Origin of the sequence: Nocardioides sp., assembly GCF_024509035.1 — a bacterium.
Taxonomy (GTDB): Bacteria; Actinomycetota; Actinomycetes; order Propionibacteriales; family Nocardioidaceae; genus Nocardioides.
In genome coordinates this window covers 1-10,168 of the sequence record NZ_JANINT010000064.1, presented here as the reverse complement: position 1 = coordinate 10,168, position 10,168 = coordinate 1, and the positions used below count along the sequence as shown (strand labels likewise).

General features: G+C 72.7%; 9 protein-coding genes and 1 pseudogene. 4 read left to right on the top strand and 6 right to left on the bottom strand.

Features of this window, described 5'->3' with window-relative positions:
* The 3 genes from Q0L15_RS05805 to Q0L15_RS05795 form a co-directional block, all read left to right on the top strand.
* Positions 1-710 (top strand): WS/DGAT domain-containing protein (locus Q0L15_RS05805; RefSeq protein ID WP_296602895.1); only part of this gene is annotated, 710 nt, incomplete at its 5' end.
* Positions 711-719: 9 nt separating this feature from the next.
* A complete protein-coding gene (locus Q0L15_RS05800) occupies positions 720-1,985 on the top strand; it encodes an LCP family protein (protein ID WP_296602894.1) in 1,266 nt (421 codons plus the stop codon).
* Positions 1,982-2,848 carry a crotonase/enoyl-CoA hydratase family protein gene (locus tag Q0L15_RS05795; RefSeq protein WP_296602892.1) on the top strand — a complete coding sequence of 289 codons (867 nt, stop codon included), beginning with the start codon at positions 1,982-1,984 and terminating at the stop codon, positions 2,846-2,848. The genes Q0L15_RS05800 and Q0L15_RS05795 overlap by 4 nt, the downstream gene beginning before the upstream one ends.
* 13 nt (positions 2,849-2,861) lie before the next feature.
* Here Q0L15_RS05795 and Q0L15_RS05790 read toward each other — a convergent pair whose 3' ends face one another.
* Positions 2,862-3,650: a SigB/SigF/SigG family RNA polymerase sigma factor gene (locus Q0L15_RS05790; protein ID WP_296602890.1), complete on the bottom strand. Its 789-nt coding sequence runs from the start codon at positions 3,648-3,650 to the stop codon at positions 2,862-2,864.
* Between the two features lie 292 nt (positions 3,651-3,942).
* On the opposite strand from Q0L15_RS05790, the gene Q0L15_RS05785 reads away from it, so the two are divergent.
* The gene (locus Q0L15_RS05785; protein ID WP_296602888.1) at positions 3,943-6,492 is read left to right on the top strand and encodes a PAS domain-containing hybrid sensor histidine kinase/response regulator; all 2,550 of its coding nucleotides are present in this window, start codon (positions 3,943-3,945) and stop codon (positions 6,490-6,492) included.
* On the opposite strand, the gene Q0L15_RS05780 is transcribed toward Q0L15_RS05785, so the two are convergent.
* The 5 genes and pseudogenes from Q0L15_RS05780 to Q0L15_RS05760 all read right to left on the bottom strand — a co-directional run.
* A complete protein-coding gene (locus Q0L15_RS05780) occupies positions 6,437-6,763 on the bottom strand; it encodes a plasmid stabilization protein (RefSeq protein WP_296602887.1) in 327 nt (108 codons plus the stop codon). The two genes, Q0L15_RS05785 and Q0L15_RS05780, sit on opposite strands and share 56 nt — an antisense overlap.
* Positions 6,764-6,846: 83 nt before the next feature.
* Positions 6,847-7,968: a HAMP domain-containing sensor histidine kinase gene (locus Q0L15_RS05775; RefSeq protein WP_296602886.1), complete on the bottom strand. Its 1,122-nt coding sequence runs from the start codon at positions 7,966-7,968 to the stop codon at positions 6,847-6,849.
* Positions 7,965-8,669: a response regulator transcription factor gene (locus Q0L15_RS05770; protein WP_296602885.1), complete on the bottom strand. Its 705-nt coding sequence runs from the start codon at positions 8,667-8,669 to the stop codon at positions 7,965-7,967. The genes Q0L15_RS05775 and Q0L15_RS05770 overlap by 4 nt, the downstream gene beginning before the upstream one ends.
* A 38-nt stretch (positions 8,670-8,707) precedes the next feature.
* Positions 8,708-9,226: a hypothetical protein gene (locus Q0L15_RS05765; RefSeq protein WP_296602883.1), complete on the bottom strand. Its 519-nt coding sequence runs from the start codon at positions 9,224-9,226 to the stop codon at positions 8,708-8,710.
* 133 nt (positions 9,227-9,359) lie between these two features.
* Positions 9,360-10,168 (bottom strand): annotated as a pseudogene (locus Q0L15_RS05760) (acyl-CoA dehydrogenase family protein); the annotation flags it as partial.

Sequence of the window (10,168 nt, the reverse complement as noted above, 5' to 3'; positions counted from 1 at the left end):
GGGCGTCCCGGCCGGTGCAGGCGTCCTCGCTGCTCGGACCGATCGGAGCCGACCGGCGGTTCGTCTGGATCGAGACGCGCATGTCCGACGTCGCCGACGTACGCCGCCGGTGCGGCGCGACCGTCAACGACGTCGCTCTCGCCGCCATCGCCGGCGGGTTCCGACAGCTGCTGCTGGCACGCGGCGAGGAGCCCACGGCCCGGATGGTCCGATCGCTGGTGCCCGTCTCGACGCGGGAGCGCGGCACGGAGTCGGTGACCGACAACCAGGTCTCGCTGCTGCTGCCCTACCTGCCGGTCGACGTCGCCGACCCGCTCGAGCGCCTGCACGCCGTGCACCGGCGGCTGCGCCGGCTCCGCGCGGCCCACCAACCCGAGGGCGGGGTGGCGATCACCTCGGCAGCGGAGCTCGGCCCCTTCCCGCTCGTCTCGTGGGGCCTGCGCGCAGCCTGGCGCCTCCCCCAGCACCAGGTCACCACCGTCACCACCAACGTCCCCGGGCCGCCGATGGAGCTCTACTGCCTGGGCCGCCCGGTGCGCTCGCTGGTCCCCTGGGTGCCGATCGCCGACCACCTGCGCGTCGGGGTCGCCATGCTCTCCTACCGGGACGCGCTGACGTTCGGGCTCACCGGCGACCACGAGTCCATGCCGGACCTGCAGGTCCTCGCCGACGGCATCGCGGAGTCCTGGTCGGAGCTGGCCGCACGGTAGCGTCGGCGCATGACCGATCGCCCCCGGGGGGACGGCGAGCCCGGCGACGGGACGCCCGACTACCACTGGCTGTACGGCGGATCCGGTGACCCGGACCGCGAGCCCCGCCCCGACGAGACCCGGGTGATGCCGACCGTGCCCCGCCCCGGCCAGTCGCGCCCCGGCCAGTCACGTCCCGGCCAGCCCGGCCCCGACCGTCCGCTGCCCCCGAGCTCCGGCCAGCGACCGACCGGCGGCGCGACGCCGCCGCCAGGCGCGCCCCCCTCGTCACCCACCCCCGCCCCCAGCGACACCCGGCCGCCTCGCCGGCGCCGGGGACCGGGTTTCTGGGTGCGGATCGCGCTGGCGCTCCTCGCGCTGTGGCTGGTCTACCTGGTCGCCGTGCCCCTGTGGGCCTGGAGCAAGGTCGACAAGGTCGACTTCGAGCCGTCCGGGAAGCGACCCGACGACCAACCGGGCACGACGTACCTCCTCGTCGGCAGCGACTCGCGCGCGGGCCTCAGCCCGGAGGAGCGCAAGAAGCTCGGCACCGGCAACGCGGCCGGCCAGCGCACCGACACGATCATGCTGCTGCACACCGGCGACGGTCCGAACCTGCTGATGTCGCTGCCGCGCGACTCCCTCGTCGACATCCCCGGCTACGGCACCACCAAGATCAACGCGGCTTACGCGTACGGCGGGCCGAAGCTCCTGGTCAAGACGATCGAGCAGAACACCGGCATCCGCGTCGACGACTACGTCGAGATCGGCCTCGGCGGGCTCGCCGGGGTCGTCGACGCGGTCGGCGGCATCACGATCTGCCCCAAGTCCGCCATGGACGACAAGCTCGCCAACCTGCACGTGAAGAAGGGCTGCCAGGAGGCCGACGGCACCGTCGCGCTCGGCTACGCCCGGTCGCGGCACACCTCGAACATCGGCGACATCGACCGCGTCAAGCGGCAGCGCGAGGTCGTGGCCGCGGTCGGCGACAAGGTCGTCTCCCCGTGGACCGTGCTCAACCCCGTGCGCTACTGGCGGCTCTCGAACGCCGTGCCGGACTTCTTCGCCTTCGGCGAGGGCACGAGTCCGCTGCGCGCGGCGATGTGGGCCTCGTCGATGACGCACGTCAACGGCGAGAACGGCCTGAGCTGCGTGGTCCCGATCTCCGACCTCGCAGTGCACTGGGACCCCGAGCGGTCCAAGCAGATGTTCCGCTACATCATTGAGGACAAGACCGGCGACCTCCCGTCCAGCCTGTGCACCCCGACCGGACTCCCCAAGAGCGTGACCGGATGAGCTACGAGACCCTCCGCTGGTCGATCGACGACGACGGGATCGCCACGCTCACCCTCGACCGGCCCGACCAGCTGAACGCGTTCGACGTGACGATGGCCCGCGAGCTCGAGGAGGTCTTCCGCACCGATGCGCTCGCGGACGACGTCCGCGCGGTCGTCGTCACCGGGGCCGGTCGCGCGTTCTGCGCCGGCATGGACCTCGCGGTCGAGGGCAACGTGTTCGGCCTGGACGAGACCCTGCGGCCCACACCGGAGGAGTTCCGCTCGGCCTACGACCAGCCGCCCTACCACGACGGCGTCCGCGACACCGGCGGTCGCGTCACGCTGGCCATCCACGCCCTGCCCAAGCCGGTGATCGCCGCGATCAACGGCCCCGCCGTCGGCATCGGGGCCACCATGACGCTGGCGATGGACCTGCGGCTGGCCTCGACCACGGCCCGGATCGGGTTCGTGTTCGGCAGGCTCGGCATCGTCCCCGAGGCCGCCTCGAGCTGGTTCCTGCCCCGCATCGTCGGCATCCAGCAGGCGCTCGAGTGGGTCTACTCCGCGGACATCCTCACGGCCGACGCGGCGCTGGCCGGCCGCCTGGTGCGCAGCGTGCACGAGCCTGACGACCTGCTGCCGGCGGCGTACGACCTGGCGCGCTCGTTCGTGGTCGGACGATCCCCGGTCGCGCTCGGGTTGGCCAAGCGGCTGCTCTACCGCAACAGCGCCGCGGCGGACCCGCTCGAGGCACACCTCTCGGACTCGCTGGCGATGTACTACTCCTCGATCGGCGACGGCAAGGAGGGGGTCGCTGCGTTCCTGGAGAAGCGCGCGCCCCGGTTCACCGGCCGGGCGTCGGAGCTGCCGCCGACGAGCTGACGAGCGGCTGCGGCTACGACGCGGCTGAGGTCGCCCGGTCGGAGGAGACCTGCTCGGCGTCGGCGAGCAGCCGCTCGCGGAGCCGGGCGAGGATCCGGTTGAGCAGCCGCGACACCTGCATCTGGGTGACGCCGATGTCCGCCCCGATCTCGGCCTGGGTGCGGTTGCCGAAGAACCTGAGCTCGAGGATCCGCCGCTCCCGCGGCGTCAGTCCACGCAGGACGGCGTCCAGCGTGACCCGCGCCTCGGCCGTGGCGAACGCCGGGTCCTCGGCGCCGATGCGCTCGCCGAGCGAGTCGTCGCCCTCGAGCGCCGGCACGTCCAGCGAGGCGGGCGCGAAGCAGCCGCTGGCCCCGAGCGCATCGAGCACCTGCTCGAGGTCGACGCCGAGGTGCTTGGCCAGGTCGCTGGGTCGCGGCGAGCGGCCCAGCTCCTGGGTGAGGTCGCTCTCGGCGGCCAGGATCCGCGACTGCAGCTCCTGGATCGACCGTGGTGGGCGCAGCGCCCATCCGAGGTCACGGAAGTGTCGGCGCACCTCGCCGCGGATCGTCGGCACGGCGAAGGACAAGAAGTCGTACCCCCGGTCGGCGTCGAACGCCTGGACGGCCTTGACCAGACCCAGGTAGGCGACCTGGTCGAGGTCCTCCGTGGCCACGCCACGGCCTCGGTAGCGACGAGCACAGTCGCTCGCGACGCCCATGTTGATCTGCACGATCTGGTCGCGGATCGCTCGCGCTTCGCCCTCGGTCGCCCCCTCCAGCTCCGCGAAGAGCCGGGCCGTGGACTCGCGTCGGTGCTCCATCTCGCACCTCCTCGGACGATGGACGGCGGACGCGCGTGGCGTCCGCCACATCGATACTCGCAGTCGCCCCCAGGTGGCACACCACCCCTTCGGGGGACGCCCAGCGGCCGGGTCCACGGGGGATGTGCCACACGCACCCACGGTGGCTTTGCCCGCAAATGCCTTCAGCGCTGCGCCCACCGGCCGAACAGGAGGGTGGCTCCGAGGCGGAGCGAGGCCTCCGGCTCGGAGGGGCCGGATCATCGACTGGAACCGGGAGACGATGGGGACCAGGCGGGTCGGAGACGCGGCCGTGGGGTTGGCCCTCGCGGTCGCCTGCGCCACGATCGCCCTGTTCGCCGTCGAGTCGGGCGGACCCCTCGGGGACCGGACCTACCTCATCGCCGTCGCGGCGGTGGTCGCGGCCGGGTGGGCAGGAGCCGCGCACGGCCGCTTCACCCGGGTCGGGCTGCTGGTCGCCGTCGGTGTGAGCGTCTCGAGCATCGGCGACGTCATCGAGGTGACGGCCGTGGCCACCGGCAGCGAGGTCGAGATGGGGGTGGTCGCCTGGCTGACCGCCCTGGCCTACTTCGGCGGGTACCTCCTGCTCGGCTCGGTGGTCATCGAGCTGCTCGCCCCCCAGCGCGACCGACGGGTCATCCGCGTGGACGCCGTCCTCGAGGGGGCCGCGCTGATCACGGTCGGCGCGCTGACCGTGTGGACCCTGGCGACCATCGACGCCGGGGGGCAGAGCACGACCGAGCGGGCCGTCGAGCTCTCCGCGCCGGTCGCCGACGTCGTCCTGGTGATGTTCACGGTGCGCGCGATCGTCGTCAGTCGTGGCCGCTCGAAGGTCAGCTGGCTGCTGGCGGCCGGCGCGACGACCTGGCTGGCGACCGGAGCGGTCACCGTGGTGCTGCGCACCGATCCGCCGCGCTGGGTGGACACCGGCTGGCTGCTCGGCATGCTCCTCCTGGCCCTCGGCGCCGTCCCCCGCGAGACCACGCTCCGCGGGACCGGCTCCACCGACGTCCGGGACTCCTCGCAGTCGGTGCTGCCGTTGCTGCTCGCCACGGTGCCGCTCGGCGTGCCGCCGCTGCTCAACCTGATCACCCACCCCGACCAGCGCGAGCTGTACGTGCCCTACATCGGCATGGGTGCGCTGCTGCTCATCACCCTGCTGAGGGTGGCGAGGCTGTTGGCCTCCGAGAGCTCGGCCCGCGCGGAGGCCGCCCGCAGCCGGCGGTACTTCCGCGTGCTCGCCGACAACACCGTCGACGCGGTCCTCGTCGTGGACGAGGACCTCGAGGTGACCTTCTGCTCGCGCAGCGCGGAAGCCTTCCTGCAGGCGTCGGGCGACGGGAACCTGCTCGCGAGCGTCCGGGCGCTCGCGCCGCACGTGTACGACGACATCGAGCGCGCCCTGACCGCGGCGCGCGCCGCGCCCGGCGAGGTCGTCCAGACCGAGCTCGAGCTGCTCCCCGAGCTGCTGCCCGTCCCCGTCCGGACCACGTGGGTGCAGGGGCGGTTCATCAACCTGCTGGACCACCCCGATGTCCAGGGCATCGTCATCTCGCTCTCGGACTCGACCGCCCGCAAGGCGGCCGAGCTCGAGCTGGAGCGAGCGCGCGACGCCGCGCTGGCGGGCTCGCTGGCGAAGTCGACGTTCCTCGCGACGATGAGCCACGAGATCCGCACACCGCTCAACGGCGTGCTCGGGCTCACCGAGCTGATGCTCACGACCCGTCTCGACGACCAGCAGAGCCGCTACGCCGAGGGCGTGAAGGTCGCTGGGAGCGCGCTGCTCCAGGTGATCAACGACGTCCTCGACTTCTCCAAGATCGAGGCCGGCCACCTCGAGCTCGATCCTGTGGACTTCGACGTCGTCCGCCTGCTCGACGAGACGGCCGGACTGGTCGAGGCTCCGGCCCACGAGAAGAGCCTCGGCCTGCGGGTGCGCTGCGCCCCGGACGTCCCCCGAGCTCTCCACGGCGACCCGGTCCGGCTCCGGCAGGTGCTGCTCAACCTGGCCTCCAACGCGATCAAGTTCACCGCGAGCGGCGAGGTCCTGCTGTCGGCGCAGCTCGACCACCCCCTGACCTCTGCCGTGGCCGCGGTCCGCTTCACCGTGACCGACACCGGCATCGGCATCGAGGAGGACCAGCGAGAGCACCTCTTCGACGCCTTCACGCAGGCCGACTCCTCCACGACCCGGCGCTTCGGCGGCACCGGGCTCGGCCTGGCGATCAGCCGTCAGCTGGTCACCGCCATGGGCGGCTCGATCGGCGTCGACTCCCGGCCCGGGGCCGGCAGCACCTTCTGGTTCACGGTGCCGCTGCCCGTCGCGCTCGCCCAGCCCGAGCGGGCCCGGTGGTCGCCGGCCGTCGCCGCGGCGGAGCCGCCGGCACCGGTACCTGCTCCGACGGCGGCGCCGGCGCGCGCCCGGATCCTCGTGGTCGAGGACAGCGAGGTCAACCAGCTGGTGGCCGCCGGCATCCTCGAGCACCTCGGCTACGACACCGAGATCGCGCAGGACGGCCTCCAGGCTCTCGACGTCTTGCGACGGGAGTCGTTCGACGCCGTTCTCATGGACTGCCTGATGCCGGCGATGGACGGCTACGAGGCGACCGCGGAGATCCGGCGGCAGGGCCTGGGCGGGCCCGATCTGCCGGTCATCGCCATGACCGCGTCGGCGATCGCCGGCGACCGCGAGCGCTGCCTGGCCGCGGGCATGAACGACTACGTGACCAAGCCGGCCACCGCCGAGGAGATCGGCGCCGCCCTGGGGCGTTGGCTCCCCCGGACCGTCAGCGACCGACCGCTCGCTCCAGCTCGGCCTTCGTCATCGACGAGCGGCCCTTGATGTTCTTGCGCTGGGCCTCGGCGTAGAGCTGGTCGCGGGTGCGGCCGCCCGCACCCCGGTGTGAGCGGAGGCCGCCGCGCCGCGACGAGGAGATGTCGTCGGTGGAGGTGCGGGAGGCCTGCTCCGCCTCGCCACTGCGAGCCCGCTCCTTGTTCACGGTGCGGGCCGCGATCTCCTCCGCCTCCTCCTCGGAGCGACCGCGCTCCTCGAGGCCCTCCTTGATGTGGTCGTACTGCCGCTCACGCTTCTTGCTCCACTGCTGCTGGGGCATCTCGCCACCTCCTCGTCCGACCGGACACGCATCGACCCCTCGCCGGTACCCGACCGCACGTGCACGATGCCTGACCCGGGGCGCTACGGGGTCGTACCCGAGGGCCGATCTCCCCCCGTGCCCGAGGTCACCGGCAGCGCCACCGTGAAGCGCGCACCTCTCCCGGGGCCGTCCGAGGCGGCCGTGATGTCGCCACCGTGGGCGCGGGCGATGCCGCGCGCGATCGTGAGCCCGATGCCCGATCCGCGGGACCGGCGCTCGCTGGGCGCACGGTAGAAGCGCTCGAAGACCCGCTCGAGGTCCGCGGCCGCCAGGCCGGCACCCGTGTCGCTGACGACGACCTCGGCCGCTCCCCCGGACGCTCGCGCCCCGACGGTGACGGTCCCTCCGGCGGGGGTCGCGAGCAGGGCGTTGCCGAGCAGGTTGGTCAACACCTGGGTGATCCGGTCCGGGTCGACGTGGACCGGGACCGGTGCGGCGGCGTCGACGACGAGCCGGACGTCGGCGTCCTCGAACTGGGGCGCCAGGCGCGACGCGGCCCGCCGTGCCAGGTCGGCGAGGTCGGCGTCCACGCGCTGCAGGTCGAGACGCCCCTCCTCGGTGCGCGACAGGCTCGAGAGGTCGTCGGCCAGCCGGTGCAACCGCCGCAGCTCCTCGCTGACCGCCACCAGCGTGCTCCGGTCGGCCGGGAAGACCCCGTCGATCATGCCCTCGACGTACCCGTCCAGCGACGTCAACGGCGTGCGCATCTCGTGGGCCACCTCGCCGAGCAGGCGGGTGCGCCGGGACTCGGTCGCCGCCAGGGCATGGGCCAGGGCATTGACGTCCGACGCGAGCTCGGCCAGCTCGGGGGTCGAGGGCAGCGCGATGTCGGCCTGGTAGCGACCGGCAGCGATCTGTCGGGTCGCCGCGCGGACCGCGTCGAGGGGACGCAGCACCTGGCGGGTGACGAGCACGGCCACGACCGCGGCCGCGGCGATGCTGGCCAGCACGCCGATCGCCAAGGCCGTGTTCAGGGCGGACGCGAACGCCGCCCGGACGCTCGACCCGCTGTGACCACCCATCATCTCGACGCCCGGCCCCATCATGCCCATCCGCCGGTCGAACAGCTGCGGGGCGAGGAGCCGGACGGTGAGCGACGACACCGCCGCGCCCACCAGCAGGACGACCACCGAGGAGACGAACAGTCGCGCCGAGAGCCTCATCGCGCGCGACCGACGAACTTGTACCCGACCCCGCGCACGGTCGCGATCAGGTGGGGATCCGTGGCGTCGTCACCCAGGCGCGCCCTGAGACTGCGGATGTGGACGTCGACGACACGCTCGTCGCCGTAGAAGTCGTAGCCCCACACCTGCTCGAGCAGCTGGTGCCTGGAGAAGACCCGTCCGGGCGCCCGGGCCAGCGCCACCAGCAGGTCGAACTCGAGCGTCGAGAGGGCGACCACACGCCCGTGGGTCATGACCTCACGACCAGCCGGGTCGATTGTGAGCGCGTCGAAGTGGAGCCGCGCGTCGTCGGCGACCTGCGCACCGCGATCACGACCTCGACGCAGCACCGTCTGCACCCTGGCGACCACCTCGCGCGGGCTGAACGGCTTGGTCACGTAGTCGTCCGCGCCCACGCCCAGCCCCACGAGCTTGTCGACCTCCTCGCTGCGGGCGGTGACGAGGATGACGCACACGTCGGAGAAGGTGCGGAGCCGACGCAGCACCTCGAGCCCGTCGACCCCCGGCATCATCACGTCCAGGAGCACGAGGTCCACGGGCCCGGACGCGCCCTGGCGGACCGCGTCCAGCGCGGACTGCCCGTCCGCCACCTCGTCGACGTCGAAGCCGCTCGCCTCGAGGTAGCCGCGCAGCACGGCCCGGATGTGCGGCTCGTCATCGACTACGAGGACCTTGGGCATGCTCACCTCCCGGCTGACCGCGGGAACCGGTCACCGCATCATGCCGCCACCGAAGCCGCCCCAGTCGCCCCGCGCCCACCCATCATGCCGAAACCGCCGCCCATCATCTCCCCCATGTCGTCCCAGCCCGGGCCACCCACGTGGGTGCCGGCGATCATGGCGTCCAGGTGGCTCTCGAGCACGGCCAGCATCGCGGTCCGCTGTGCGGCGGTGAGGTCGGTGTCCTCGGCGAGGCGGCTCTTCATCGTCTCCACCACGGCCTCCTTGAGCCCGGCCGCCGTCTTCCCCTCCTCAGCGGCCACGTCCGCGAGAGACTCCCCCGAGCGCAGGCGGTCCACGAGATCGGTCGGCGTGATCCCCAGGTAGTCCGCCGCAGCCGTCATGGCCGAGGAGTCGCCGAACCCCATCGCCTGGCCACCGGGACAGTGCACGCCGCTCGAGCCCGACCAGCCCGGCCCGGACGCCTCGGCGCCCGCCCAGGCGATCCCGCCGGTGGTGAGGCCGACCAGCGCGAGCCCCGCGAGCCCTACCGTCATCGTCCTGCGGTTGATCGTCATCGTCCTCAGCTCCTGTCGCCGGCGTCCGTGGTGTCATCTCCCACGGTCGCCGTCGAATGTGAGGCGGCGCCGACCGCCATCGTGAAGGTTCGATGAAGGGCCGCCCCCGGGGGCGGCGGCGCGGAACCCGACGTCAGAGGTTGCTCTGGACCCCCGCGAGGAGCTGGCGGGCCATCACGATGCGCTGGACCTGGTTGGTGCCCTCGTAGATCTGGGTGATCTTGGCGTCGCGCATCATCCGCGAGCGGCCTCGACCTTCATGCCCATGTCGGCCAGGAGGAACTGCAGGCCCTGGAAGTCGCTGATCGGCTTGCCGAACTGGCGCCGCTCCTGGGCATAGCCCAGCGCGTAGTCCAGCGCCCCCTGCGCGATCCCGACCGCCTGCGCCGCGATCGTGACCCGCGTGTGGTCCAGCGTGCGCATCGCGGTCTCGAAGCCGGTGCCCTCCGCCCCGATGATCCGGTCGGCGGGGATCCGGACGTTGTCGAGGTAGACCTCACGGGTCGGGGAGCCCTTGATGCCCAGCTTCTTCTCCGGCGCCCCGAACGTCACGCCCGGGTCGGACCTCTCCACGACGAACGCGCTGATCCCGCGGCTGCGCTTCTCGGGGTCGGTCACGGCCATCACCGTGTAGTACTCCGACTCCCCCGCGTTGGTGATCCAGCGCTTGACGCCGTTGAGCACCCAGCCGTCGCCGTCGCGGACCGCCCGGGCCTTCATGCCGGCCGCGTCCGAGCCCGCGTCCGGCTCGGAGAGGCAGTAGGAGAACCCGCCCTCGCCGCGGGCCAGCGCGCCGAGGTACTTCGCCTTGAGCTCCTCGGACCCCGCCAGCTGCACCGGCAGCGAGCCGAGCTTGTTCACCGCCGGGATCAGGCTGCTCGAGGCGCACGCCCGGGCGACCTCCTCGATCACGATGACGGTCGCGAGCGCGTCGGCGCCGGC